Source organism: Hyalangium versicolor (genome assembly GCF_020103695.1).
GTDB classification, from domain to species: domain Bacteria; phylum Myxococcota; class Myxococcia; order Myxococcales; family Myxococcaceae; genus Hyalangium; species Hyalangium versicolor.
The window spans coordinates 512,308-539,172 of the sequence record NZ_JAHXBF010000005.1; the positions used below are offsets into that span (position 1 = coordinate 512,308).

Here is a 26,865-nt window from a genome sequence, read left to right on the forward strand (position 1 = left end):
CCCCCGGGGCAGCGCGATGCAGACCGACACGGTACCATGAACGCGCGTCACGGGTGGACGCACCCGAGACAGACATCTATCGTCCACAGTGCTTCCGTTGCCATGGGGGATTTCCCGGTGAGACCAGCCAGCGCCCTGACCGCCAGCGAGCCTGAGTTCGAGTTCGAGGCAGGCCCCTTCACCCAGGGAGAGCTCGCCGTCGTGGAGTTCGAAGCGCGAGAAGGCCTGTCCAGTCCCTACCGAGTGGATCTGATCTTCACCGCGGAGCAGGACATCCACGTGGACGCCGCCGAGCTGCTCGGCCAGCCTGCCGCCCTGGTCGTGCACCAGGGCGATGACATCCGCTACCTGCACGGTGTGCTCTGCGAGCTGAGCCGCTGGAACCAGGGAGGAGGTCCCCAGCGCAACCGATATCGGGCCGTGCTCGAGCCTCGCTTCCACCAGCTTCGCCACACCCGCCGCAGCCGCATCTTCCAGCAGAAGACCATCCCCGAGATCATCCAGGAGCTCCTGGACGCGGGGAAGGTGAAGCACTCGGTGGAGTTGCAGGGCTCGTACTCGCCCCGGAATTACTGCGTGCAGTACCGGGAGTCGGACTTCGACTTCATCTCGCGGCTGATGGAGGAGGTCGGCATCTTCTACTTCTTCCGCCACGAGCAGGGAGAGCACGAGATGGTGCTGGGAGACTCTCCCCAGGCGCACACGCCCATCCTGGGAGATCCGCTCCTGCCCTTCCGGGATCCCGCGGGCATGGCGGCGGATGAGGAGTGCGTCTACGAGATGACGGGCAAGCGCGAGGTGGTTCCCGGAGCGGTGGCGCTGCGGGACTTCGACTTCGTGCGGCCCTCGCTGGACATGTCGGTGGACGACCAGGCCTCGGACGGGGACACGGCGCTGGAGGTGTACGACTACCCGGGCAAGTACGAGGATCCGGGGCCGGGCCGAGACGTGGCGAAGATTCGGCTCGAGGAGCTACGAGCCACCGGGCAGCTGGCGTGGGGCCAGTGCCAGAGCCGCCGCATGATGCCGGGGTACAAGTTCGAGTTGACGAACCACGCGGAGCCCGAACTCAACCGGGAGTTCCTGCTGCTGTCCGTTCATCACGAGGGCTTCCAGCCCGAGGTGCTCCTCTTCGAGCAGCAGCAAGGAGGAAACTCGGACCGCAAGCCGTACCGCAGCACGTTCCACTGCATGCCCTCGGACGTGCCGTACCGCCCAGCGCGAAGGACTCCGCGTCCCGTCATCCCCGGCCCGCAGACGGCGATCGTGGTGGGCCCCTCTGGGGAGGAGATCCACACCGACGAGCACGGCCGCGTGAAGGTCCAGTTCCACTGGGATCGCGAGGCGCCGGGCGATGACAAGAGTTCGTGCTGGATCCGGGTGAGCCAGGCCTGGGCGGGTCCGGGCTGGGGTGCGCTGTACCTGCCGCGCATCGGCCAGGAGGTGGTGGTGGACTTCCTGGAGGGCGATCCGGATCGGCCGCTCATCACCGGTCGCGTGTACAACGGGCACAACCCTCCTCCCGCGGATCTGCCGGCGAAGCGGACCCAGAGCACGCTGCGCTCGGATTCCAGCCCGACCAACGGGGGCTTCAACGAGCTGCGCTTCGAGGACGCCGCGGGCGAGGAACAGATCTTCCTCCACGGCCAGAAGGACCTGGACATCGTCATCGAGAATGACAAAGGCCAGTCCATCGGCGGCAACGAGACGCTCACGGTGGCCAAGGATCGCGAGCGGGCGATCAGCGGCAACCAGTCGCTCAAGGTGCAGGGCAACGACGAGACGACGGTCATCGGCAACCAGAGCGTGGAGGTGAAGTCGAACCGAGACACGACGGTGGCCGGCAACCACACGGAGACGGTGGGCGGCTCGCAGAGCATCGAAGTGGGCGGGACGCACACGCTGTCCGTGGCGCTGGCGTCGGCGGAGACGATCGGCCTGGCCAAGGCGCTCAACGTGGGCGGGGCCTACGCCGTCACCGTGGGCGCCGCGATGAACGTGGCGGTGGTGGGCGTGAAGGCCGAAGAAGTCGGCGGTTCCAAGAGCGAGCTGGTCGGCGCGCAGAAGACGGAGAAGATCGCCGGCTCGCGCACGCTCACCGTGGGCAAGGAGATGACGGAGACGGTGGGCGAGTCCCGCACGCTGGAGGTGGGCAAGGATCTGACGCTCACCGTGGGCGGCATGCTTCAGCAGGTGACGAAGAAGACCCACAAGCTGTCGGCCAAGGAGATCAGCCTGGTGGCCGAGGACACCTTCACCATCAAGGTGGGCTCGGCCTCGCTCACGTTCAAGAAGAGCGGGGACATCGTCATCAAGGGCGCCAAGATCGAGATGACCGCCAGCGGCGACGTCATCATCAAGGGCAGCAAGATCGCCGACAACTGAGCGCGGCGAGCCAGGGCCTCAGCGCGACAGAAGCCGATCGAAGGAGCGGGTCAACGCGTCCGAGCGCAGGCCTGCGGCTGCCTGGGCCTGACTCCGCTGCAAGTGCGTCCATGTCCGGGATTCGATCTGACAGGCGCCCTGGCTGCGGATGGCCAACTCCCAGGCGAGCACGGGACGGCGACGCATGGACTCACCCTCGAGCGCGGCGCGGACGAGCTCCACGGAGAGAGGCTGCCCACGCAGGTAGCGTCCGGTGGGCTCGAAGTGCTTCCGCGCCTCCTGCCACCACCGCTCCACCCGGACTATCTGGACCTTGCCGGGGAGCACCTCGGGCCCGGGCAACAGCTCCTGGACGGAGGAGTCCACCGCGGGCGCCGCTTCCTCCTCTTCTTCGGACTCGGCTTCCGCGTCGAGGAGCTCCTCGTCGAAATCCTCCTCGTCGAGCTCCTCCTCGTCGATGAAGGGAGGCCCCAGCGGCAGTCCAGTGATGGCCGCGAAGGACTCGGCGGCGAGCCGATCCCCTACTTCCTGCAGGCTCTGGAAGGCCATCTCGGCTGCCTCGAGCTTCCCGCTGAACCCCAGCGCCCAGAGCACTTCGTCACGCAGAGAGGGATCGCCCAGCGCCTTCGCGAGCGCCTCCAGATCCTTGCCCTCCCCTCCCATCGCGAGCGCGAGCAGGGCCACCCGAGGCACCTCTCCGCCCTCCTCCAGGAGCTGGCGGCACCGCGTCCACGCCTGGCGGCTCCCCAGGACGAGCCCCGTCTCCAGCGCCGCATCCCGCACCCGCGGCTCGCTGTCCCCCAGCCCGATGCGGACCCATTCCTCCGCGATCGCCCGAGAGGCGAACCGGGCACACCGGACAGCCTCGGTACGCAGGGAGATGTCATCGCCCAGCTTCAGCTTCCGCAACGCCTCGCCGGCATCCGACTGACGGAAGCGCAGGGCGGCAAGTACTCCCGCCTGCTCATTCGGAGGCAGTCCGGGCAACAGGCGCGCGAGCCCCGGGGAAATATCCTCGCGGGGACTCAACTCCACGGCGCGGCGAATGCCGGAGATGAGCTCCTCGGCGCCCTCGGCCAGCCACTCGAACACGGTCTCCCGCCAGTCCACGTCCTCGCCCCCCAGGAGGGCCAGCCCGGCCGCGCTGATGGCGCTGAGCTCCTCCCCCTGGAGCGCAGGGAGCAGGAATCGCTCGGCCACGGCCCGACCTCCGAGCACGAGCGCATCGAGGTGCGCAAGCAACCGGCGCTCCTCGCCTTGCGCCACCTCGGCCAACACATAGTCCGGGGCCCACAGGGCGTGCTCCCACTGGGCCCAGAGGAAGGCGGCGTCCTCGAGGTGCACCTCCATCACGTGCCAGGGCACGGGAGGGCGACGGTACTTGGGAAGTGCTGGGGACCTGGCCACGAGCACGGCATCCTAGCCGCATCCGGTGCACTCCCCTATGCTCGGGAGCGTGGGGCGGCACATATGATGGGATGGGTGAAGACGATAGGGCTCGCAAGCTCGCTAGGCCCGCTGATCCCTGCCTGCGCGGCGTTCCGGGCGGGTGTCGCTCGGCCGTCCGAGGCGCCCGACGCGGAGACCTTCTTCCCGGGCGACGAGGAACCCGGCACGGTGTCCATCCACGCTCTGCCAGCGGCCACGTTCGGCTTCTCGGGCGTGGGCCGGCTGATCGCGCTCTTCACCGAAGCCCTGGCGGACCTGGCGACCCGAGAGGACCTGGGTGCGCTCGATGCACAAGCGGGGCTCTACGTCGCGCTGCCAGATCCTCAGGAGCGCGGGTTCACGACGGGCAAGGAGCCCGACGATGAAGATCCGGAGACTCCCGAGGAGCGCGTGGCGGCACTCGGAGCCCGCGTGGTGGAGGGGGCGTTCTCCGCATCGGGCCAACCCTGGAGAGGCACTCCCGCACGGCTGTTCCACGGCGGCAACGCGGCCTTCGCGCAGGCTCTGGCCGCGGCGGGAGAGGATCTCGAGCACCGCCGGGTGACGGCCGCCCTGGTCTGCGCGGTGGACAGCCTGGCCTCTCCCGAGACGCTCAACTTCCTTCGGGATGAAGGGCTGCTCAAGACGGAGGACCACCCCACGGGCCTGATCCCAGGGGAGGCTGCCGTGGCCCTGCTCTTGAGCCCGGCCTCGGCGTCACGAAAAGCCGAGCAGAGCACGCCCGTGTTCCTCCGCAGCGTGGCGTTGGACGCGGATCCTCATCCGCTGGGAGCGGAGCGCCCCACGGACGCCCAGCCCCTGGCTGACTGTGTCATCTCCGCTCTCGGCCCGCTCGCGCCCCAGGCCCATCCCCCGCTGCTGGTGTCCGACCACGACGGGCAACACTGGCGAGGCCATGAGTGGGGCATGCTCCAGGTCCAGCTCCACAGCCGCGAGCAACGGCTGGCGGAGAGCTCGGCATGGATGCCGGCCCAGAGCTTTGGCCACACGGGCGTGGCCTCGGGAGGACTCGGCGCCGCCGTGGCACTGCGGGCCTTCCACCGAGGCTACGCCCCTGCCCCATCCATTATCGTGCTCTCGTCTTCAGACACGGGAGAGCGCGCGGCCATCCACTTCTCTTCCGAGGAGCCCTCGGCTCCCGGCCGTCCCCGGCGGTGAATCCCATGCCTCCTGATGTCATCGAAAATACGGCGTACTCCCAGAAGATCGCGGAGGGCTACCACAAGAGCCTGAAGCGCAAGGAGCAGTACAAGCGGGAGCAGGAGAAGAAAAAGAAGAAGAAAAAGAAGAAGGCCGCAGCGGCCACGCCGCACGCCAGCACGAAGGAGCCCCTCACAGGAGTCCTCGCCAAGGGCGACAAGTATGCCCAGCGCGCGCACGACTACCTGCTGACGGATGGCGGCCGGAACAAGGTCTACCAGGATCTCTCCCACGCCCACTTGGCGCGGATCCCGGCCAAGAAGCTGGCCAACTACAAGTTCCCAGGCGGCCCGGCCGAGAACTTCAACCCCTCCGCCAAGACGCGAACAGGCAAGAAGGCGGGACAAGCCTTTCCCTACGTCTGGGAAGCCCACCACATGCTGCCGGGCTCCGCCTTCTACTTCGAGTTCAACGGAAAGCCTTGCTTCACCGCGCCGCAGCGCCGGCTCATCCTCCAGTCCGAATACAACATCAACCACGGGCACAACATGATCAATCTGCCCGACCAGGCCTGGGCTGTTCCCATCCACCGTCTGATCCAGCACCCTGGGGATCATGAGAACTACACGGGGCTGGTGATGAGGAACCTGCGCGAGCTCTCCCAGAAGCTGCAGGCCCTGGCGGATCGCGGACAACCTCACGACAAGCTCAAGGAGAAGATCTTCGAGAAGCTCCGCGAGCTCGAGGACGAATGCTGGGACCTCATCGTCAAGTTGGGCCGCCAGAGCGTCAAGAAGGTCCTGGCCGGCAAGGTCCTTGTGGAGGAATACGTCCGTTACGGCACCAAGGAGTCGCCCAAGAAGTACAAGTGGGGCGCGCTGTGCTGAGTGGGATCGGGAGAAACGGGAAATGAACTATTGGGTTCTCAGTATCACCAACAACGACGGCGCGGTGCTTGCCGGGTTCCCTCGGAGCAAGATCAAGGACTACCGCTACAACGAGGGGCAGAGTCTGGCCAAGGAGTTCCCCAAGAACGCTACCGTCCAGTTCGCCGACAAGTTCAAGGATCGTCGCAAGCTCTACGATTTCATCGCCAACTTTGAATCGGGCCTCTTTGTCTCCAGCAAGGTGCGCACCCTCCTGGAGGAACTCGAGAGCAAGGATCTGGAGTTCCTGCCGATCACGGTCAAAGACCACAAGGGAGCCGTGGCGGCTGACGACTATTTCATCCTCAACCCCATTGGGAGCCAGGACATCATCGACATGAAGAAGTCGAAGCTCGTCATGGACACCCTGATCGATGGGGAGATTGGCCGCATCAAGAAGCTCGTGCTTCAGCCTCGATCCGTCGACAAGGAGGCGCATCTCTTCCGCGCGACGAACAAGCCCAGACTGATCATCATCGACGATACGGTCCGCAAGGCCTTCGAAAAGAATGGCGTGACGGGCTACCGCCTCTTCAAGGCGGAGGGATGGGATGGCCTGGAGCTGGGAGGCGACGAGGACGACGACGATGCCCTCTAAAACTCCACAGCTCCAACTGGATTGCGCCCTATCGCATCTGGCTTAGCAACTCGACGGCAGGCGCGATGGAGCAGAACGCGGCTCGCGGAGCGGTGTCATCCGCCCGGGCAGGTCGCAGGCTCGAGGTAGAAGGCTTCCCACGAGCCACCGTCGGCGGCATTGCAGACACCCCCGTTGCCGCCATTTCCACTTTGGATGGGAGCGCCGGTGGTGACCTCCTTCCAGTGGCGCGCAGTGCCCGTCGACGATTCGAAGCCATAGCGATTGCGGCCGCCGTAGACGCCGCAGTCGTGGCGGGTGAACGGCTCCGCCGTGCCGAGCGTGGCGCCCACGGTGAGCTGGTCCGCGACCACCCCCAGGTACGCACCGCTCGAGCCTTTGAGCTTGTATTGCGTGCCGCTCGTGACGAGCTCGAAGATCTCGCCACCGGTCTGCGTCGTGCTGAGAGCGGCCACCTTGCCCGCGCTGTCGACGGTGAGCCAGTTGTCGGTGCGCTCGCTCTGGATGCGGAAGCAGCCCGCGCTGCCGCTGGACTCGATGTGGCACGTCGCATCGCAGCCATCGCCCGAGCTGGTGTTGCCGTCGTCGCACTGCTCGCCGCTCTCTATCGTGCCGTTGCCGCACACCGGGCCGGTGCTGCTACCCGGGCAGGTCACCGGTTCGAGGTAGAACGCCTCCCAGGCACCGCCATCGGCCGGGTTGCAGGCGCCGCCATTGCCGCCGTCACCGCTCTGGATCGGCTCGCCCTCCGTGGTTTCCTTCCAATGGGGCGCACTCCCCGACGAGGACTGGAAGCCGACACGCGTGCGCCCGCCATAGCCGCAGGCAAGCTGCGTGAACGACTCCGCGCTGGCGAAGTTGGCGCTCATCGCGAGCTGGTTGGTCACCACCGCCATGAACGCGTCGCCCGAGCCCTTGAGCTTGTACTTGGTGCCAGTCGGAACGAGCTGGAAGATCTGCCCACCTGCCTGCGTCGTGCTGCCGGCGACGACCTTGCCCGCGGTATTGACGGTGAGCCACTTGTCGGTGCGCTCACTCTGAATCTGGTAGCAGCTCCCGCCCGAGATCTCGACGAACGTGGCCGTGTAGGTGGCAGCGCTGCTGGGCGTGGTGAAGGTATGCGATTGCGCGCCGCCGTCCGACCACGACGAGAACTCCCAGAACTTTCCGTTCGCGTACTGCGGCGAGTCGACACCCACTGAGCGGACGACGCCGACCACACCGGTCGTGTCATGCGGCGCAGCGAAGGGCCGCCCGTCCATCAGCACCTGCAGCCCGCTCGGCACGCTGGTCACCTGGAGCGATACCGTGACCGGATGAACGTCGCGATACGTCGTGTGAGTGAGGCCGACCGAGTCGCGCACCGTGAGCCACACGCGATACCAGACGTTGGAAGAGCTCTCGCCGATGTTCGGGATCGGCCAGCTCCCGCTCGCGACGCCGGAGGTATCGGGCATGGCTGGATGCGTGTGGGTATCGTGGTGGAAGATGATGGTCCAGGTCATCGCGCTCGGCGGCAGCGCGCCATCCTCCTCGTCGCTGGCCGAGCCGGAGAACGCCAGGTTGGTGGCTGCGGTGTAGGTTGCTCCCGCGACCGGCGTCACAATCGTGGCCACCGGCGGTTTGTTGGTCGTCACCGTCAGCACTGCATCGGCGCTGGTGGCCGAGCCAATCCCGTTGGTCACGATCACTCGGAAGTGCGCGCCGGTGTCGGCGAGCTGCGCGGCGTTCAGCACGTAGCTCGCCGAGGTCGCACCGGTGATGTTCACGCCGTTCCGCTGCCATTGATAGGTGAGTGGCGGCTCGCCGCTCGCCGACACCGTGAAGGTCGCCGGATAGCCGACCGACACGAGCGTGCTCGCTGGCTGCTGTGCGATGCTCGGCGGCAGCGACGCGGTGTAGGCGATGCGACCCACCTGACCCGAGCCGCGCGCCAGATAGTAGAGCGCGCCGTCGGGCCCCACATCGAGATCCACGGGCCCCGAGATGGCCGTCGCGAACAGCGAGTTCGAGCCGGAGTTCGGGTCGATGCGCGAGATCCAATTGTTGGTGTAATCCGCGAAGAAGTATTGCCCGACGTACGCGCTGGGAAACGCCGAGATCGGTGGGTTGTAGAAAGCACCACCAGCGATGCAGTTGCCGGCGGCCGTGCCGGAACCATGCGGGTACGCGAAGAACGGCTGCGTGAGCTCCGGATGATTCGTGAAATAACCTTCAGTGATCGGCCAGCCGTAGTTGGCACCGGCCTGGCCGCGGTTGATCTCTTCCCAGCCGCCTTCGCCCACGTCGTTGATGAACAGGGTTCCCGTGCCGGGCTGAACGGCGAAGGTGAAGGGATTGCGCAACCCCATCGCCCAGGTCGCCTTCGCGAGCCCCGTGGCGGTCGCGTAGAACGGATTGTCGGTGGGGATGCTGCCGTCCGAGTTGAATCGCAACAGCTTGCCAAGCGGCGTATTCAGACTCTGCGCATTGGAGGAGACCGCATTTTCACCGACCGAGACGTAAAGCTTGCCATCCAGTCCGAAGTGAACCGCACCTCCGTTATGATTGGCGGCATCGAGAGTCGGAAAATCGGCGAGCACCAACTCGCTCCCCGACACCGCCACATTTCCATTGGCGGTGAAGCGGCTGAGACGGTTGTGAATGCTGCCAGCAGTCGACGTGTAATAAACATACAGATAATGGTTGTTGGCGAAGTTGGGATCGAAAGCGACGCCCATCAACCCGCGCTCGTTGTCGTCGTCCACGGCGAGCGTCACGAAAGGAGTTGCCAGAAGTTGGCCATTCTCGACGATGCGCAGCGAGCCGTTTTTCTCCGAGACGAACAGGCGCCCGTCGGGCGCGAAGGTCATGGTGGTTGGTCCCTGGAGGCCACTGACGAAGACGGAGTCGGCGAAATTGGCGTCTTGAATGACCGCGCTCGCACGCACGACCGCGAGTTCTGGCGTCGACGGCGCCGACGATGTCGAGCAACCCACGACAAGAGAAAAGACTGCGAACACTCTAAAAGACAACATGGGCGACCACGCCCGCACACTTGTTCTCATCTGTGATTGCATCGCCACTTCTCCCGACAGAATCGCACCCTTCACCCGCAGTGAACACAGACTATAACCATGAGATATACATAAGTCATCTCCAGAAGCGAGCCACGGTAAGGAGTGTCACTCCTTCCGATTAGGGTTGACCCATCCGTTTCCTGGGCTGGGTCGCCGCCTTCTTTCGCTTCGTCACCTTCTTCCGAGCCGGCGCCTTGCGCTTCGGCGCGGGTGGATCCTCGTCCTCCTCGAGCCAGTGGACGAAGCGCTTGATGCTCACGAGCCCCAGCACCGGCCGGTCCCTGCCATCCAGGAAGCGGATGGCGTCCCTCCCCTTCGAGAGCCCCACCTGCATGCAGTAGAGGGGCATCTCCGTCCCCTTCTTCAGATCCTTCATGGTGGCGTCCATGATCTGAGGGTGGCGCTCCAGCACCTCGTCCATGAAACCACCCAGCGGAATCAGCACCCCCTGCTCTCCCTTCCGAGCGGACAGGAAACACGGGGTCTTCTCCTTCAGCACCCGCGCGACGATGTCCGCCGGCTTCTCCTTCAAGCAGTTGGCTTCGAACATGGGTAGGCTCCTGAAAGTCTCGGAGCATATATGGCCCACTTGAAATCCCTCCGTGCGGATGCAGCCCTCCAACTCGAAGGGCTCATGGACGATTTCAGGACCAGCGCGGATCGCGACACCCTCCTCGCCCAGGTCCAGGACATCGTCCATTGCCTCCATCTGATCGGCGTGGCCACTCTGCTCGTGGATGGCAACCCCCAGGGCTTCTTCCTCAACCTGTGCCGCGCCGCCGAGAATGGCCGTCGGCTTCTGGCCCTCCTCCACTCGCGCCAGCTCACGCCGCCCCCGGCATCCTGGAACATGCCCCTGCTGGCGGCGCTCGCGGCTGGGAACTTTCCTCAGGCGGATGCCATCGTGTCCGTGTCCACCACCACCTGGCAGCACGTCGAGGTGCGCGAATACGAGGACGAGTTCCTCTGGGCCGTCATCCTCCAGTCCCTCGCCCGCGCGAAGCCGGCGCCCGCCTCCACGCTGGAGCCGTTGATCGCTCGCCTCGAGAAGGTGAGCAAGAAGGAGTATGGCAGCCGGTGCGCTCTGGCTCGGGCGATGCTCGCCCAGGACGCGGACGCCTTCGCCCAGGCCTTCTCCGCCACCCGGCTGGACTACGAGATCCAGACCGAGAAAGCGGCCAAGGAGTTCGGCACGCCCGTCACCCCGTTCGCACCCCACCGCTTCCTGTGGCTGGAGGGCTTGGCCCTGCTGCGATTGGCCGAGCGCGCCGGGCTCGTGCTCGAGGATGCGGACTACCGGTACTGCCCGCCGCTCGCCCGAGTCCCCATGACGGCGCGGTATGCGGACGACTGGGCCATCCCCGCGAGCTCCAGCGCCTGAGCCTGCCGGGCGGGAGGCTTCAGTTGATCTGGACCTTGCCGCCCTTGATGCGCTGCACCCCGGAGGCCACCGTGAGGATGTCCGCTCCGCGCAGGACAATCTTCCCGTCGCGGCGCAGGGTGATGCTGGCTTTGCCACACTCGAGGACGACCTCTTCCTGTCCGCGGATCACTACTCGCTCGCCATCTACGAGCGCCTCCTCGGGTACCAAGGGGAGCGGCTCGGCGAGCACCGCGTCGATGAGCGGCGTGGCGCTGGGTGCAGCCAGGAGCGTGACGAGGATGGGCAGCCCTGGATCGCCGTTCTCGAACAGGAGGAGCGCCTGCTGGCGCTGATCAGCGGCCCGCGCCAGGGTGTCCGCATCGATGCCCGCCGATACCCGCGCCACCAGCGGCCCTCGCGTGTTGCCCGGGTAATCCACCCGTGGCGAGCCGTCCTCGGCGGTGCCTACCACCGAGCCCACCCGAGGTTCACGGATGGGCTCCTCCAAGGCGCGGCCCGCAGGCTGTCTGGCGTCACGCGTGCTCATGTCGCTGACCTTCCCCGCCCGAGCGCTCCGGCGCTAGAGGTCCTTCTCGCAGAGGAGGCATTTGGCTTTGTCTCCGGACTTGCCCAGGCCGATGACGGGCCCCTGCAACACCGGGAAGGGCGGCGTGTTCTTGTCGTTGTGGAGCATCAGATCGAAGGAGCGCGCCACGCCCTTGCCCTCGAAGTTCACGTCGAAGGAGTAGTTGACGAACTCGGCCTTGCCCTTGGTCTTGCTCGAGGCCACGCCACCGCCCGCGGTGCCGGCCTCGTCGCCGGAGCTCGTCTTGAAGTTCGAGTCCGCGATGCACACGGGCTTGCCGTCCACCTTCACCTTCTTGGTGCCTTTGTCGGTGTCCGAGGACTGGGCGATGTTGGGGTACGGGATGGGGATGGGGCCACCGGGGCTCGGCGTTTTGCACACGTCCGGGAAGGCAATGGTCGTCCCGTTGGTGTCCTGGTTCACCACCGACAGCTTGTTCACACCCACGCTGGTGCTCATCTCGAACCCTCCGGGCTCCGACTGATGCCACGCCGAGCCATTCTACCCCGCCTGTGAGACGGATGCCTGGGGAGGGCCCCACCGCTCCGAGCCCTCGCAGGTCACCTCCAGCGCCTCGACCTCGGTGGGCTCCCGGGCGAGCACCAGCAGCCCTCTCCACAGGAGGAAGAGCCGCATGGCGTCGGTGTCGATGATGACGGTGTCCAGGCGAAGTTCGAGTTCCTCGTCGGACTCGTTCTTGCGCCACACCTGGACCCGGGGCGGCGGCAGTCCTGGGAGGTTGAACGCCAGCCGGCCCTCCGGGGTGGCGTTGACGATGACTCCGGACTCGTTGCCCTGGAGGTATCCGGGGGCGATGAGCCCGGGAGAGGCGGCGTTGAGGAAGCGCCGGTCGAAGTCACGCGGCAGCAGTGGCTTGCGGGATTTCTCCCAGGCCGCGTCATAGGTACCGGCGAAGGAAGCGCGGGGCTGCCAGTGGGGACCGAGGAAGCCGAAGCCCGCGGGAGGCGGAGTGTCTCCCCATTCCTGGATGAGCTGGGTGGGATCTTCGAGGTTGGGCAGGCGGATGCCCTCCTCGAAGCGGCTGCCGTTGACGCGGAACCCCGTTCCCACGGGATTGCGAGACTCGAACGAAGGCTTCGCCTCATCCGAGGCGCTGCGGTCCCTGCCTCCGAAGGCGCGCTCGTAACGAAGGGGGATGCGCTCGAAGGGAACTGGCTTCGTCATGGCGATGCTGCCCAAGCTCTTGAACCACATCCGGTCGCCGATCACCTTCACGCCCTTCTGCAGCGAGCCGAGCTTCAGCGCGACGAGCAACTCTCGGGTGCCTCGCTCCTGGGCGTGGGCATGGCCCACGAGGACCACATCCGTGGATGGCTTGAAGAAGGCCCCTTCGGGCTCATAGCGATCGCTGGACTCATCCGAGTCATCCCACTTCTGCCCTGCCAGCTCGAGAGGCGCCTGTTCTTCGGCCAGGGTCAGCTTGCCTTGGGGGCTGAGCTCGAAGGTGGCCTTGAGCACGGGGACGAGCAGCGGCCGCAGCTCTTCGTCGGCGAGGAAGAGCGGCTCGAAGGTGAAGGGCGTGAGGTTCTCGGTGCTGGGATGCCCCATGCACTGCGTTCTAGCAGGAACTGCTCGCACGTCGTCAGCGGTGCTCCCATGTGGTCCAGAGCTTCGAGCAACCCACCGAGCGAGGAAGCACGAGCGAGGCGAAAGAACGTGCGAAGTAACCTCGGGACGGCTCCGGGGTTTTCTCTGCAGACACCGTTAGAGCCGCCGGGGCTCTGACGCTTGCAGTTACATCTGAGGAGAAACACCCATGCGTATCAAGACCGCCGTGCTGTCGACCGCCCTTGCCTCGCTGATGCTCGCCACCTCCGCGCTCGCCGCCGAGACCCCTGCTCCGCAGGGCCAGGAGATGCGCTCGGGCGAGTGCCATGGCCGCAAGGAAGGGAAGATGTTCCGCAGGATGGCGTTCATGGAGCGCCGGCTGGATCGCGCCGTGGAGAATGGCCGGTTGACGCAGGTGCAGGCGGACCAGTTCAAGGCCGAGGCCCGCCAGCTCCGTGACGATCTGCAGGCTCAGCGCCAGTCCAGCGGCGGACAGCTCTCCGACGCGCAGAAGGAGCAGTTCAAGCAGCGCCACCAGGCCCTGCGCGAGAAGGTGAAGGCAGCGATGAAGGCCACCGCGCCTCAGGGGGCGTGAGGCCTCAGTCGAAGAGGCCCTGGAGATAGAAGCGGCCGTCCTGCGCGTCCCGGAAGACCCAGGCCGGCCCCAGACCCTCGAAGTGGACCCGGTAGTAGTCCCGGCTGAAGGGGGACTGTGCCCACCACTCACCGCCCAGGCGTTCGGGGCCGGCCATCGCCATCACCCGGCGCCGCTTGCCCAGCAACCACGCCGCGAGCAGCTCGCCGGACTCCGTCATCTCGGCGTCCAGTGTGGCGGGCTGTTCCAGCAACCGAGAGGGACGCTCCTTCAGCGCCTCATCCACGGGAACATCCACCTCTTCTTCCGGGAGCAGCTCTCCGGCCATGCCACGCGTGGCCGCTGGAGGATGAAAGGCCCGAGTCGCGTAGGCCTCCTCCGGGCGATGGACAGCCTCCAGCGAGGCAGAGAACAACGTCTCCTCGCCCAGCGTCGTGGCGAGCCGGGACAGCACCACCTCCAGTGCCGCATCCCCTTCCGGCGTGTCACCCAATGCGAGTTGCTGGCCTCGATCCTCGTTGTGCTCGTCCACCCGCACCGAGATCGTCGCCACCGGGTTCTCCAGCCGCAGATCCGACAGCCGGTGCTTCGCCAGATCCAGCAGCAGCTTCGCGCGCGCCGTGGGCCGAGCCAGCGTGAGTGGCAACTCCAGCAGCCCGGTGGGATCCAGCTTCAGGATGAAGTTCAACCGCACCGCCGCCCGGCGCCGTCCGGCCAGCCGCGCGCAAAGCCGATCCAGCACCGTCTTGAGTGCGAACTGAAGGGGCTCGAAAGACTCAGCGGGCCACTCCAGCGTCATCCGCTCCTCGAGCACCTCTTCCAGCGCCGCTGCGACGAAGGGGGTGTCATCGCCTCCCGTGCAGAGCGTGTGCGCACGCAGACCCGCCGCGCCACCGCGAGCCACCACCGCGCCCGCCGGCAGCGCAGCGACCTCTCCCAGCGTGCTGAGTCCGAGCGCCGCGAAGGCCTCTCGCTCCCGTCCTTCCAGCGCAATGAGCGGCAAAGGCGCCAGTGCCCGGGCACTCCCGCCTTCGGGGATCACCATCACAGGCCGCGTGCCATGACGAGCCAGGGCGCGCGCCGTGAACAACTCCGAGGCCACCACCGCCCTGCCCCGATAGCCATGGCCCGAGCACACCTCCAAAGCTCGCAGGCACAGCCCCTCCTCACCGCCGAAGAGGTGCGCCGCGCTCGCGTCGAACCACATCCCTTCCGGCTCTGCGAGCTGGAAGCCCGGCGCAACGCACATGAGCGCTTCGCCTAGGGACGTCAACGCGCGAACCTCATCCTCGTCCCGATAGGGGAAGTGCTGAAGCGAAGGCTCCAGGGCCGTCGCGGCCGTCAGCGTCATCCCGGCCCGAATCCCGGCCTTCAGGGCGCTCGACGAGGCGAAGGCCACCCGCCGCTGGCCTCGCACCTCCTCCTCCAGCGCGAAGGGCTTCCCTGCCAGCTCGGGCATCTCGATGACCCGGCGCTGCGCCGGGAAGCGCGAGAAGTGTAGATATCCGAGCCGCATGAATCCCTCCCGTCCCCTTTCTCAGCGCGGCGAGGTGCCAGTTCCCAGCTTGGAACGAAAGGACGGCATCGGCGCATCGCGCCCAGGACGCTGTCCCAGGATGCCGCATCCATTGCGCCGCTCCCAGGAGCGCGCTCGATGGAAATCCGGCACGAGATCCTCACCCGTCGGCATCTCTCCGGCCAGCAACACGGACTCGTCACCCTCGGGTTCCAGCGCGGGATAGAGCGAGTGCCACGGCATCACGGCTCGCGTTCCCAGCCCTCCCTGCCGGCTGCGCACCACCTCCACCGCGAGCCCTTCAGGCCCCAGGGACTCGGTCCGCATGCGCGTCACCCCGTCCGCGGGAGCATTCGGAGAGGACAACAACAACAACAGGCTGCCCCCACGAAAGGCCGCATCCGCGAGCTTCTTCCCTTCCGCGAGCGACAGCCGGACGCCGGAGGACTTCCCACCCGCGAGTCCCTGGGTGAGATCCAGCACCACGCATGCGAACGCACCGCTCCGAGCGAGTTGAACCGCCGTCCACGCGAGTTGCGAAGTCTCCTTGGGGCGAATGATGAGCAGTCGTGACAGATCCACGCCCATGGCAGCGGCAGCCGGGGGATAGAGTTCCTTGGGTCCATCCACCCAGGCGCACAGGCGGTTCTCGCGATGGGCCGATGCCACCGCGCGCAGAGCCAGACTGGTGCGCCCGGAAGCGGCTGCACCACACAGTTCCAAGGCCTGGCCCAGCGGAAAGCCACCAGAAGGAAGCAGCGCGTCCACCTCGGCGACTCCGGTACGAAGCGTGGCCAGATAGCTCCGGGGCGCGGCCTGCAGCTGGCGGATCCGCTCGCGCAGCTGTTCGACCACTGCTCCCGTTCGCTGTTCCGCCGTCGCGCTCATCACATCTTCTCCGGGCCGAGCAGATCTACACGCTCGTTCAGTATGCTCACGGATCTGACACACGGCACGAAGGACCCACTGAGGTGGCCTCATTCGAGCGGAGGGGGCTCACGCGATCCGCGCGGGATCACGAGCGCGAAAGCCCTCGATCCAACCTCACAGGCCAGATGGCAGTGAGCACCAGCCCGAGGCGCCCCGTTCAGCAGGCCACTCTCCGGCCGAAGGAGAACTCCGGGATTCCTTCAGAGAATAAACGAGCGGAGGCCGATTTACCGGCCTGGGATACGACGCACCTGAGTCGGAGGCCGACAAACCGGCTTGGGATCGATTGGGAGAGCGGGACGGCCGGGGTGGGAGGACCCGTCAGCCGACGGGGGGCCCCACACCGAGACGAGGGACCCGCGACCTGTGTCCCCCGGAATGTGGGCCCGTGCCATGAGCCCCCGCGTCACCGTCTCCTACTCCGCGCAGAACACCCGTACCTCGATGCCCTGATCATCCTGCCGGCGCAGACAGTCACCCCGGAAGAAGAGGCGCGCGGGACGCTCCTCGCCGGACGCGTCGTAGCGCAGATCCCCTCCGGCCACGCTGCACGTCTGCACCGTGCCGTCCGCACGCGTCACCCGCACCTGCGCCAGCCGCGGATCCGGGAGGTTCATCACCTCGATGCTCTGGGAGATGGCCGCCAGCCCCGCGATGGAGACCAGCGTGTCGCGGTAGCTCGACTTGCAGATGGAGTCCAGGTTCTCCAGGCCGCTGTTGAAGCGCTCGGCCATGGCGCGCTGGCGGAACCCGGGACCGTACGACGTCGGGCACCCCACGTTGCGCACATACGTGCCCTGGGGCGTCACGTCCTGCACCAGGCCCACGCTCTTGTCCGTCAGAGACACCGGGCCGATGGTGGCCCACAGCATCTCGCGAGCAGCGCCCTTGCTGTCCCGCAGGTTCTGGAAGATGTCGAAGTACTCGTCCACGGACGTCAACTCCGAGGCCTTCTCCGAGCAGAAGTCCCGCGACGTGTCCTCCGTGAGGAACACCGGTGGCGGGCGCTGCATGGAGCTGCAGTCCTCCTCATCCGTGACGACCACCACCAGCAACCGAGACCCGTCCCGCAGGAAGCCACCATTGCCACCCTGATCCAGCGACGTGGTGGCCAGCGAGGAGGCTACCGCCAGCCGCACCGCCTCGAAGGGCGTCTCCTGGCCGCTGCCGTTCGTCTTCTGCACCACCAGCCGGCGAAACTTCTCCAGCACCTCCGGATCCGAGCCCTCGATGTACCGCTCCGAGCTCGGCTCCCCGCTCGCTGTAGGAACGGGCCTCAGCCGACCCGACTCTTCCGGGTACTCCCGATAGACTTCGCGGTTATTAACAAACGCACGTTGATAAACGGACGTCGTGATGACGCCCACCCGGAAGTCCTGCGCCACTCCGCCCCCTTGCCGCAGTTCAGCCAGGAAGGCCGGTAGCTCGGTGGCGATTCCCGCCTGCTCCTCCGCCATCGAGCCAGAATTGTCGATGACGAAGAGGATGTCCGTCTTCTGGGCGGAGATAACGGGTGCCTCGGACTCGCAGGTCCCAGGCACTGTCGACCCCGGCTCATCCACCGGGGAACTGCATGCCAACCCCCACCCCAGGGCAGCGGCCAAGAGCATGGACTGAGCAGGCGTACGAAGCCTCACGTGGGTTCCCTCCGGATCAGGATCGCGCGACGCACCAGGACGCGCCGCATCAGAATGCCATGAAGAAGGTGTCCAGCATGCCCCACCTGCTACCGCTGCGCGACAACCGTCCTGCAGGTGAACTCCCCACTGGAAAAATGCACGGAGCGTTTGCCATGGGCGTTTTGGTTGCTACGTTGGGTCAACTGGCACAGAAGAACAGTGTGTAATCAACAGCCCGACACCCAGCCGGGCGCTTAGAGGGTCGAAACCACATGTCTGACGAGAAGAAGAAAGGCTCCGCCGCCAGCGCCATGCCGACGGCCATGGCTCCTCCGGGCCTTATCAACAAGGAGGACATCCCGCAGGTGCTTCCCATCCTGCCCCTGCGGAACTCCGTGTTCTTCCCGGGTGGTGTGCTCCCTCTGGCGGTCGGCCGCCAGAAGACCATCGCCCTCATCAAGGACGCGGTCCGCGACGACCAGGTCATCGGCGTCGTCACCCAGCGCCGCGCCGAGGAAGAGGATCCCGGCGCTTCGGACCTCTACAGCATGGGGACCGTGGCCCGCATCGTGAAGCTCCTGAAGATGGGCGAGGACAACTACTCGCTCGTCGTCCAGGGTCTGGCCCGCTTCCGCGTGCTGGAGCTGGTCCAGGAGGCCCCCTACCTCAAGGCCCGCGTGGACGCCGTCGAGGATAAAACCTCGTCGGAGAACGTCGAGGTCGAGGCGCTGGGCATCAACCTCAAGAAGCTCGCGCGTGAAGTGATCGAGCTCATGCCGGAGCTGCCCGCCGCGGCCACCGAGCTGGTCGAGTCGATCACGCACCCGGGCCACCTGGCCGATCTCATCGCCGCCAACGTGGACGTGCCCATCGAGGAGAAGCAGGCCGTCCTCGAGACGGTGGACCTCAAGGCGCGCATGAAGCTCGTGCTCGAGCTGCTCAACCGCAAGCGCGAGATCCTCAAGCTCTCCAACAAGATCGACTCCGCCGTGAAGGGCGAGATGTCGAAGACCCAGCGCGAGTACTACCTGCGCCAGCAGCTCAAGGCGATCAAGGAAGAGCTCGGTGAGATGGGCGAGGAGGAGGAGGAGCTCGACGAGCTGCAGGAGCGCCTGAAGAAGGCCGGCCTGCCGCCCGACGTGGAGAAGGTCGCTCAGAAGGAGCTCAACCGCCTGAAGACCATTCCGGCGGCCTCCAGCGAGTACACCGTCGCCCGCACCTACCTGGACTGGATCGCGGATCTGCCGTGGGCCAAGGTGTCCGAGGACAACCTCGACATCGAGAACGCCCGCACCGTCCTCGACAAGGACCACTACGGCATCAAGAAGGTGAAGAAGCGCATCCTCGAGTACCTGGCGGTGCGCAAGCTGAAGAACGACATGCGTGGCCCCATCCTCTGCCTGGTGGGCCCGCCGGGTGTCGGTAAGACGTCGCTCGGCCAGAGCGTCGCCAGGGCCACCGGCCGCAAGTTCGTCCGCCTGTCCCTGGGCGGCGTGCGCGACGAGGCGGAGATCCGTGGGCACCGGCGCACCTACGTTGGCGCGCTCCCGGGCCGCTTCATCCAGAGCATGAAGAAGGCCGGAACCAAGAACCCGGTGATGATGCTGGACGAGATCGACAAGCTGGGGGCCGACTTCCGCGGCGACCCGAGCGCGGCGCTGCTCGAGGTGCTGGATCCCGAGCAGAACAACACGTTCAGCGACCACTACCTGGATGTGCCGTTCGATCTGTCCAAGGTGATGTTCATCGCCACGGCGAACCAGCTGGATCCCATCCCTGGGCCGCTCCGTGACCGCATGGAGATCATCGAGCTGTCCGGCTACACCTTCGAGGAGAAGCAGAGCATCGCGCGCATCCACCTGGTGCCCAAGCAGCTCAAGGAGCACGGGCTGAACGGGGACCACATCGAGATCCAGGACGAGGCCCTGCTGATCCTGACCACCTCGTACACGCGCGAGGCCGGTGTGCGTAACCTCGAGCGCCGCATCGCGGACATCTGCCGCGCGGTGGCGGTGGAAGTGGCTGGCGGGAAGACCGAGAAGCAGACGATCAACGGCGAGCGGGTCAAGGAGATCCTCGGGCCCGAGACGTTCTACTCCGAGGTGGCCGAGCGCACCGAGGTTCCGGGTGTGGCCACGGGCCTGGCGTGGACGGCGGCCGGCGGCGATCTGCTCTTCATCGAAGCGACGAAGATGGCGGGCAAGGGCGGCATGACGCTCACCGGCCAGCTCGGCGACGTGATGAAGGAGAGCGCCACCGCGGCCCTCAGCTACCTGCGCAGCAAGGCGGAGGCGTTGGGCATCAACCCGAACTTCCTCGAGAAGACGGACCTGCACCTGCACTTCCCCGCGGGCTCCATCCCGAAGGACGGCCCCTCGGCCGGCGTCACCATCCTCACCGCGCTCACCAGCCTGCTGACGGGCATCCGGGTGCGCAGCGATACGGCGATGACGGGCGAGGCCACCCTCCGCGGCCTGGTGCTGCCGGTGGGCGGCATCAAGGAGAAGGTGCTCGCGGCTCACCGCGCCGGCATCAAGCGCGTCATCCTGCCCGAGCGCTGCCGCAAGGATCTGGTGGACGTGCCGGATCAGGCCAAGAAGGAGCTGGAGTTCATCTTCGCCACGAAGATGGACGAGGTGCTGGACGCGGCGCTGGAGAAGTCGCCGTTCAAGAGCACGCCGGGCACTCCGGCCGGTGGCGAGCAGCCGGGCACTCCGCTGCCGGGTGCCACCACGGACGCCTCGCCGGAGATCCGGGCCGAGGCGGTAGGGGTCCGGAACTAACGGTTCCCCTTCGCGGTCCGTAGCCTTCTGAATCGGGCGGGTTCCTTCCGGGGAGCCCGCCCGTTCTCTTTTGAAAGGGAGGAGCCACACGATGAAGTACGTCAACTTGGGCCGGACCGGAGTGAAGGTGTCCCGCATCTGTCTGGGGTGCATGAGCTACGGCACCAGCAAGTGGCGCCCGTGGGTGCTGGATGAGGAGGCCGCCCAGCCCTTCTTCCGCACGGCGGTGGAGCGCGGCATCAACTTTTTCGACACCGCGGACATGTACTCGGTGGGCGCGAGCGAGGAAGTCACGGGCCGGGCGCTGAAGCGCTACGCGCGGATGGAAGAGGTGGTGCTGGCCACCAAGGTCTTCAACCCCATGGGTGACGGGCCGAACATGAAGGGCCTGTCACGCAAGCACATCATCCAGGGCTGCGAGGCGAGCCTGAAGCGGCTGGGCGTGGAGCGGATCGATCTGTACCAGATCCACCGGCTGGATCTGGGCACGCCCATGGAGGAGATCCTGGAGGCGCTGAACCAACTCGTACGGCAGGGAAAGGTCCTCTACCTGGGCGCCAGCTCCATGTATGCGTGGCAGTTCGCACGGATGCTGAGCCTGTCCGAGCGGAACGGCTGGGCGCGGTTCGTCTCCATGCAGCCGCACTACAACCTGGTGTACCGCGAAGAGGAGCGCGAGATGCTGCCGCTGTGCGAGGCGGAGGGCATCGGCGTGATCCCCTGGTCCCCGCTGGCGCGCGGGATCCTGACGGGCTCGCGCAAGTCCTCCGAGGATCGGGCCTCCACCACGCGCGCGGGCACGGATGAGTACGCGGTGAAGCTCTACGATCAGCCGAGTGACTGGGATGTCGTGGAGGCAGTGAAGAAGGTGGCCACCGCGCGCGGGAACTCGATGGCGGAGGTGGCCCTGGCGTGGATGCTGGCCAAGCCTGTGGTGACGGCTCCGATCATCGGCGCGACGAAGCTGGACCACCTGGAGGCCGCCATCAAGGCGGTGGACGTCAAGCTCTCCAAGGAAGAGATTCAGGCGCTCGAGGCCCCCTACAAGCCCCACGCAGTGCGTGGGGTGTAGTCAGGGCTCCACGCGAGAGACACCCACTCCGAGCGACTCTCGCGCCAGCGCGTCCGAGAGCAGGGTGTCGAGCCGGAAGGCGAGCCGCGCCTCCTGCACCACCTCCCGCATCTCCTCCTGGGAGAGCGGGAGGCTGTCCAGGTAGCGGTTCACCCGGTGGCGCAGCGGCTCCAACGATTCGGCGCTCGTGGCCTGGTAGAAGGCCGTTCCGTCCTCGTCGCCCAGATCGAAGGCTCGGGCTACCTGCTCCTTCAGGACCGGGCCGGCCAGGATGTCCCGGGTGTAGCGCACGTAGGCATGCGCCACGAGCAGGTGCGGAGCCACCAGGGAGAGCTGGCGAATCCGCTCCACATGCAGGCTCGTGAGGTGGGTGGGCCGTGGCGCCTCGGGCCACGCGGGGCCCAGGAAGCAACGCAGATCCGCCTCCAGCGACTGGGAGCGCCAGAGCTCCGGCAAGAGGAAGCCCCCCACCACCGGGTGCGTGCAGAGGGACTCCAGCGCCACCTCCAGCGTCCCGTACACATCCAGGAGGCACTGCAGATACGTGACGTAGTGGCGCCCTCGCACCAACTGCCCGTACACGCTGGTCCCCCACGTCCCTCGGAAAAGACTCCGCAGAAAGGGCGTCTGCTCCGTCTCCCGGCGCGTCGCCGCCGTCCCCTCCTCCAGCCGCACCGACAGCGGGATGCGGACCTGGGACGATTCGAAGCTCAACACGGCAGCGGCAGGCATGATGACCTCCCTGGTGAATTGATAACGATTCTCAAAATCAAAATCATAATGCCCGTGATGGGCCCCAAGCGTCAAGCCCCTGGTGGCGAGGGACCAGCCAACTGGTACGACAGGCATACCAGCTGGCTCTCCTTGCGCCGCCGAGGGGGGCTCCGCTCCCTGCCCCCCTTCGTGGGCGGGGCCCGGAATGTGAGAATGCGGGAACGCCTCGGTTCGCCCGGGCGTCGGAATCGCCATGTCGAGAGTCTTCACGCTGCTGCTGGTCGGGCTCGGGCTCGTGGGAGGTGTGCAGGCCGCTCACGCACAGACAGCCTCGAACGCCCCCTCTGGGGATGCGCCTCCCACGGCCCTCCCCTCCTGGCCCGCGCCGGGTGCTCCACTGAAGGTGCTGCCCTTGAACGTGCCCAAGGGCTTCCGGAAGCAACGCATCTACCTGGACGCAGGCCACGGCTACCGCGGCAACCGAGGCAACTCGTCCGTCACCTGTGAGGAGGAGGCGGACTTCACGCTCCGGGCCGCCGAGGACCTGGCCCGGCGGCTGGAGGCGACGGGGCACTTCCTGGTCCGACTCAGCCACAAGGCCGGGCAGAACGTCGCCTATCGCAAACGTATCTCGGAAGCGGAGGGCTGGAAGGCGGACGCGTTCGTGAGCATCCACTCGGATGCGCGAGGCTCGCCGAGTTGGTGGGAGGGCGCTCCGGGCAAGCAGTGTCTCCGCCAGGACTCGACGCCAGGCTTCGGCGTGCTCTGGGCGGACGACACCGCCGAGCCCCTGAAGACGCAACGCATGGCGCTGGCCCGAGCGCTGGCCCGGCAGCTCGGCGGAGCAGGCTTCCTGCCCTACGACGGCGTGGACTACGTGAACCTGTACGACGGAGACCCCGAGCACCCAGGCGTCTTTGTGGACCGGCACGAGCCCCGCTATCGCATCATGATGCTGCGCCGTCCGCGCATCCCCTCGGTCATCATCGAGACGCACCATGCGCTCGACTTCGAGGAGGCCGCCCGCTGGAAGGAGAACCGGACGCTCGAGGCCTTCGCCGCAGCAGTGGCTCGAGGCCTGGTCGATGCGCTCTCCAGCCCTGCCTCCCCTGCCCTACCCGTAGCCACCACGGGGGTCGCCGATCAGCAGTAGTCCGTCACGCCCCCTGCTCCCGGTTCACTTGTCCTTCGCGAGCTCATCCACCTGCTTCTGGAGCTCTCCCGACTCCTGGAAGAACTCGTCCACGGAGGAGGCCGGCACCAACCGGAAGGAGGCAGGCAGCAGCGAGCGAGGGAACTCCAGTGACGTGCTGAAGTCCTCGTTGCCCAACAGCTCTTGCGCCTGGATGAGCGTGGCGAAACCCAGGACGATCGCGCTGACCATGACTCCCAGCCTCCGCGAAGCCCAGCGCGTCACGTAGCGCAGGTGCCAGAACAAGCCCCACCCGACCAGCGCCAGGTAGAGGGTCAGCCCCAACAACTGGTGCGTCGCCTCCCACCCGAGCGTGAAGCTCAGGATCATCATGAAGCCTGGGATGCACATGAACCCCAGCATCACCAGGCTCCCAATGGCCCCGTGGGCGCGGAAGTGGAACTGCCGGCGCGCGATTCGGCTCGCGATGGACCAGACGCCCGCCCACACCAACGCGAGCGCCGTGGGCAGCAGCATCGAGAACAGCAGCTCGCCCCAGTCCGTCTTGTCGTAGCTCGTCAGGTAGCTGGAGATCAGCGAGGCCAGCATCGCCGCCCCCAGCGCGGCCAGGAAGGTCTGCGGACGCTCGAAGAGCCGCTGCCGGGGCCCGACCGGAGCCTCGGCCGCCAACGCCTCCGGTACCGCGTAGCCGCGCCCTCGGAAGCGCAGCACCGTGTCCCCCACCATCACCCGAGCATCCTGGGTGAGCACCATCTCGGCCAGCCGCGCCCACGGCTCCATCCGGAAGGAGCCATTGAGGCTGCCCAGATCGCGCACCACCACCCCGCCGTCCTCGGTCCGCTCGATGCGCAGGTGCACCGGGGATACCTTGGGATCATCCAGGATCACGTCGTTGGTGTAGCCACGCCCCACGGTGATGGGGAAGTGCTCCAACCGGTGTCGAACGTGAACGGCGTCCCCCTCCAACACCTCCAGGAAGATCACTTCGTCCACGACAGCGCCTCCAGATAGTGGCGGGCCAACTTCTGCGCGTTCTCCGGTGAGAAGCCCGCCAGGGTGAGGCTCGTGTCCACGCCCTGGTTGCCCATGGGCAGCGCCGCGGCGCGGAGCACCAGATCGTACAACCCCGGGAACTTCTTGTAGGCCCGCAGGCACAGCGCGGCGCGCAGCGTGAGCCCTCCCGAGTTCACGAACTCCGAGTGACACCGGAAGTTCGTCACGTCCTCGCGGGTGGCCTCCACTACCGAGGGATCTCCCGCGAAGAAGGCGCTGTACAGCGCCGAGAAGCGCAGCGTCCCCAGCTTCGTCGAGGACAGGTGCTGGTGGCTGTACGACACCGCGCCCGTGCGGTGCTCCGAGGAGAGGAACAGATCCTCCTCCGACGAGCACTGGTAGTTCGTCACCGTGTATTGCGCCTCTGGATCGTGCGGCGTGTCTCCCCAGCATTTGAGGAACGGCAGCCACCGCCCCGGTACCCGGTAGGGCCCCAGCGCTTGCTGCGGCAGGGGCGTGGCCAGCAGGCGTTCGGTGATGTGCTGCTGGTGTTCGAGCAGCTGCATGCGCACGGAGGCCATCAGCGCGGCGGGCTCCGAGTCCTCCGGCTTCGCCGCCATCGCCCGCAGCAGCAGCGCCCGGGCGTGCTCCACCGGAACGAGGAAGCCCACCTGATTGCCCATGGTGGCCACGTTGACGCCCACCACCCGGCCCTCTCCGGTGAGCGTGGGGCCTCCGCTCATGCCCGGGTTGATCGAGCCGGTGAAGTGCACCCGATCATAGAGCGCGTCCTGGACCAGCCCGTTGTAGGTGCCCTCGACGATGGTGGTACCCAGATCGCGCGGGTTGCCCATGGCAAACAGGCGCGCCCCCTGCGGCGGTGGCTTCTCCAACAGTTGGAAGAAGTCCGCCACCTTCTGGTCCAGCCGGATGACGGCCAGATCATCCACCACGTCCACATCGAGCAGCTTCACCGACACGGGCTCCTGCCCGTCCCGAACGAGCTCGGCGGTGTAGTCCTCCGGATGGACCACCAGATCCGAGACGACGTGGTAGTTGGTGATCGCGTGCCCGTCGGCGCTCACGAAGAACGCCGAGCCGATGGAGGACTTGGTGCCCGAGCGGCGCTCGATGATGCGGACCTGGGCCACGCGGCGCTTGATGCGCTCGAACAGCTCGTGCGTGGCGGGCGGCAGGGTGGCGATCGGCAGCTGCGGCACGGCTTCCGGGTCATCCGCGTCCGGCGAGGGCGCATCCGTCTGTTCTGGCCCTGGGGGAGGCGCGGATGCGGGGGGCTGCGCGGGCACCGGAGCCTGCGCGAGGACAGCGAGGACGAGGAGAGCAACCATGTCCTCCCCACAGTAGCGGAGGCGCGGCCTTCCGGGGACGGACTTGAGGCCATCCGCTCGAATGCAACCTCCCAGGTCACTCTCGCGGAGCCTGGACTGACAACTCCTTGCGTCTCTTTCGTGATCGGCGTTCTCTCCTGGGCTTGAATGCCCGAACCAACTGGAGACTGCCTCCCGTGAAAATGCTCCCTCATGCCCTGGGCCTCTGTGCCCTCCTGCTCGCCCTGCCGCTCTACGCGGCCACTCCGGATCCCCTCGAGAAAGGGACGGACGATCACGAAGCCCAGATCCTGGGCTGGTCCGCCGACGGCAAGCGCTTCGTCCTGCGGCTCTATCTGCGCGTGCCCTTCATTCCACGCCCGGTCCTCAGCACGCCGGTGTACTGCGAGGGTTACGTCAACCACGAGGGCAACGACTTCCAGGGCGCTCTCGTGTGGCTCGTCTATGAGCGGAGCCGGCTGCTCGCCACCCTCCCCATCCTCGATCTGGAGCCCTGCACGCCGGTGGACGAGGTCCAACAACGGCTCGCGGCCGCGAAGAAACGGCTGAGCTCCCTCGGCATCCAGCTGGACAATCCCGGCAAGGAGATCGTCGCCGAGATCAACACCTCGAGCATCACGGTGAACGAGGGCACGCAGGCCCCCTACAGCATCGAGTACGAGGAGCGCTCCACCCCCCAACCCTCGGACCCGCAGGCCGGCAAGCAGCGCGGCACCCTGGAGCAGCAGGTCTACGTCCGCAAAGGTACCTCGAGGCAGAAGGTGCTCAGCCGGAAGTCCTCCTATGAATACGAGACGGCCATGGCCGGGTACATGAGGACGGGGCTGGATCGGGTGTGGCTGTCGCCCTCGGGCTCGACGGTCGTCGTGCTGGCCCAAGAGCGCGTAGGCAACATGAGCCGAGGCCGCAAGTCCCTCCGGCTCCTGGGCGTGCTGGGCTGGTCGGGCGGCTCGCTCAAACCCCTCTGAGTCCGGAAAAGAACATCCGGGGCGTACCCGGCTCGACGCGTCAAGCGGGAGGAAGCCCACCGCTCGCCCTCGCTCGAACGGTGGCCTCCCCTAGCCAT

22 protein-coding genes are annotated in these 26,865 nt (G+C 66.7%); 10 read left to right on the plus strand and 12 right to left on the minus strand.

Going from position 1 to position 26,865, the window contains the following annotated elements; translation table 11 throughout:
- The first annotated feature begins 117 nt into the window (after positions 1-117).
- Positions 118-2,385 carry a type VI secretion system Vgr family protein gene (locus KY501_RS13695; protein ID WP_224363354.1) on the plus strand — a complete coding sequence of 756 codons (2,268 nt, stop codon included), beginning with the start codon at positions 118-120 and terminating at the stop codon, positions 2,383-2,385.
- A gap of 18 nt (positions 2,386-2,403) precedes the next feature.
- Here KY501_RS13695 and KY501_RS13700 read toward each other — a convergent pair whose 3' ends face one another.
- Positions 2,404-3,792, minus strand: a complete 1,389-nt coding sequence (locus KY501_RS13700; RefSeq protein ID WP_224363355.1) for a TIGR02270 family protein — start codon at positions 3,790-3,792, stop codon at positions 2,404-2,406.
- Positions 3,793-3,858: 66 nt separating this feature from the next.
- Here KY501_RS13700 and KY501_RS13705 point away from each other — a divergent pair, with 66 nt between their 5' ends.
- From KY501_RS13705 to KY501_RS13715, 3 genes are read left to right on the plus strand one after another with little or no spacing between them, the layout of a single operon-like run.
- On the plus strand, positions 3,859-4,992 hold the full coding sequence (locus KY501_RS13705; protein ID WP_224363406.1) for a hypothetical protein: 1,134 nt from the start codon (positions 3,859-3,861) through the stop codon (positions 4,990-4,992).
- 5 nt (positions 4,993-4,997) lie between these two features.
- Positions 4,998-5,861 (plus strand): AHH domain-containing protein, encoded by an 864-nt coding sequence (locus KY501_RS13710; RefSeq protein WP_224363356.1) that lies wholly within the window; start codon positions 4,998-5,000, stop codon positions 5,859-5,861.
- A gap of 22 nt (positions 5,862-5,883) precedes the next feature.
- Positions 5,884-6,498 (plus strand): Imm43 family immunity protein, encoded by a 615-nt coding sequence (locus KY501_RS13715; protein WP_224363357.1) that lies wholly within the window; start codon positions 5,884-5,886, stop codon positions 6,496-6,498.
- A 95-nt stretch (positions 6,499-6,593) separates the two neighbouring features.
- On the opposite strand, the gene KY501_RS13720 is transcribed toward KY501_RS13715, so the two are convergent.
- Both KY501_RS13720 and KY501_RS13725 read right to left on the minus strand, forming a co-directional pair.
- A complete protein-coding gene (locus tag KY501_RS13720; RefSeq protein WP_224363358.1) occupies positions 6,594-9,500 on the minus strand; it encodes a PQQ-dependent sugar dehydrogenase in 2,907 nt (968 codons plus the stop codon).
- Positions 9,501-9,675: 175 nt separating this feature from the next.
- Positions 9,676-10,107 (minus strand): basic helix-loop-helix domain-containing protein, encoded by a 432-nt coding sequence (locus KY501_RS13725; RefSeq protein WP_224363359.1) that lies wholly within the window; start codon positions 10,105-10,107, stop codon positions 9,676-9,678.
- An 84-nt stretch (positions 10,108-10,191) separates the two neighbouring features.
- On the opposite strand from KY501_RS13725, the gene KY501_RS13730 reads away from it, so the two are divergent.
- A complete protein-coding gene (locus KY501_RS13730; RefSeq protein ID WP_224363360.1) occupies positions 10,192-10,938 on the plus strand; it encodes an Imm49 family immunity protein in 747 nt (248 codons plus the stop codon).
- Positions 10,939-10,957: 19 nt separating this feature from the next.
- Here the strand turns inward: KY501_RS13730 and KY501_RS13735 are convergent, their stop codons facing one another.
- The 3 genes from KY501_RS13735 to KY501_RS13745 are packed head-to-tail and all read right to left on the minus strand — an operon-like array spanning position 10,958 to position 13,075.
- Complete coding sequence (locus KY501_RS13735) at positions 10,958-11,467, minus strand: DUF6484 domain-containing protein (protein ID WP_224363361.1); 510 nt, start codon at positions 11,465-11,467, stop codon at positions 10,958-10,960.
- Between the two features lie 33 nt (positions 11,468-11,500).
- Positions 11,501-11,965 (minus strand): DUF4150 domain-containing protein, encoded by a 465-nt coding sequence (locus KY501_RS13740; protein WP_224363362.1) that lies wholly within the window; start codon positions 11,963-11,965, stop codon positions 11,501-11,503.
- Between the two features lie 42 nt (positions 11,966-12,007).
- A complete protein-coding gene (locus tag KY501_RS13745; RefSeq protein WP_224363363.1) occupies positions 12,008-13,075 on the minus strand; it encodes a DUF2169 family type VI secretion system accessory protein in 1,068 nt (355 codons plus the stop codon).
- 208 nt (positions 13,076-13,283) lie between these two features.
- Here KY501_RS13745 and KY501_RS13750 point away from each other — a divergent pair, with 208 nt between their 5' ends.
- Positions 13,284-13,670: a hypothetical protein gene (locus KY501_RS13750; protein ID WP_224363364.1), complete on the plus strand. Its 387-nt coding sequence runs from the start codon at positions 13,284-13,286 to the stop codon at positions 13,668-13,670.
- Between the two features lie 4 nt (positions 13,671-13,674).
- Here the strand turns inward: KY501_RS13750 and KY501_RS13755 are convergent, their stop codons facing one another.
- The 3 genes from KY501_RS13755 to KY501_RS13765 form a co-directional block, all read right to left on the minus strand.
- A complete protein-coding gene (locus KY501_RS13755) occupies positions 13,675-15,186 on the minus strand; it encodes a Y-family DNA polymerase (protein ID WP_224363365.1) in 1,512 nt (503 codons plus the stop codon).
- Positions 15,187-15,207: 21 nt separating this feature from the next.
- Complete coding sequence (locus tag KY501_RS13760; RefSeq protein WP_224363366.1) at positions 15,208-16,074, minus strand: ImuA family protein; 867 nt, start codon at positions 16,072-16,074, stop codon at positions 15,208-15,210.
- Between the two features lie 458 nt (positions 16,075-16,532).
- On the minus strand, positions 16,533-17,753 hold the full coding sequence (locus tag KY501_RS13765) for a VWA domain-containing protein (protein ID WP_224363367.1): 1,221 nt from the start codon (positions 17,751-17,753) through the stop codon (positions 16,533-16,535).
- A 254-nt stretch (positions 17,754-18,007) separates the two neighbouring features.
- Between KY501_RS13765 and lon the strand changes: the two genes are divergently transcribed.
- Positions 18,008-20,518, plus strand: coding sequence for an endopeptidase La (gene lon / locus KY501_RS13770; protein WP_224363368.1), 2,511 nt, complete (start codon positions 18,008-18,010; stop codon positions 20,516-20,518).
- Positions 20,519-20,609: 91 nt separating this feature from the next.
- The gene (locus KY501_RS13775) at positions 20,610-21,590 is read left to right on the plus strand and encodes an aldo/keto reductase (protein WP_224363369.1); all 981 of its coding nucleotides are present in this window, start codon (positions 20,610-20,612) and stop codon (positions 21,588-21,590) included.
- Here the strand turns inward: KY501_RS13775 and KY501_RS13780 are convergent, their stop codons facing one another.
- The gene (locus tag KY501_RS13780) at positions 21,591-22,322 is read right to left on the minus strand and encodes a biliverdin-producing heme oxygenase (protein WP_224363370.1); all 732 of its coding nucleotides are present in this window, start codon (positions 22,320-22,322) and stop codon (positions 21,591-21,593) included. It lies immediately after the preceding gene.
- A 235-nt stretch (positions 22,323-22,557) separates the two neighbouring features.
- On the opposite strand from KY501_RS13780, the gene KY501_RS13785 reads away from it, so the two are divergent.
- The gene (locus KY501_RS13785; protein ID WP_224363371.1) at positions 22,558-23,457 is read left to right on the plus strand and encodes an N-acetylmuramoyl-L-alanine amidase family protein; all 900 of its coding nucleotides are present in this window, start codon (positions 22,558-22,560) and stop codon (positions 23,455-23,457) included.
- Between the two features lie 24 nt (positions 23,458-23,481).
- Here KY501_RS13785 and KY501_RS13790 read toward each other — a convergent pair whose 3' ends face one another.
- Positions 23,482-24,450, minus strand: a complete 969-nt coding sequence (locus KY501_RS13790) for an FHA domain-containing protein (RefSeq protein WP_224363372.1) — start codon at positions 24,448-24,450, stop codon at positions 23,482-23,484.
- Complete coding sequence (locus KY501_RS13795; protein WP_224363373.1) at positions 24,438-25,799, minus strand: S1C family serine protease; 1,362 nt, start codon at positions 25,797-25,799, stop codon at positions 24,438-24,440. The genes KY501_RS13790 and KY501_RS13795 overlap by 13 nt, the downstream gene beginning before the upstream one ends.
- Before the next feature lie 182 nt (positions 25,800-25,981).
- On the opposite strand from KY501_RS13795, the gene KY501_RS13800 reads away from it, so the two are divergent.
- Positions 25,982-26,767, plus strand: coding sequence for a hypothetical protein (locus tag KY501_RS13800; RefSeq protein ID WP_224363407.1), 786 nt, complete (start codon positions 25,982-25,984; stop codon positions 26,765-26,767).
- Positions 26,768-26,865: the final 98 nt, after the last annotated feature.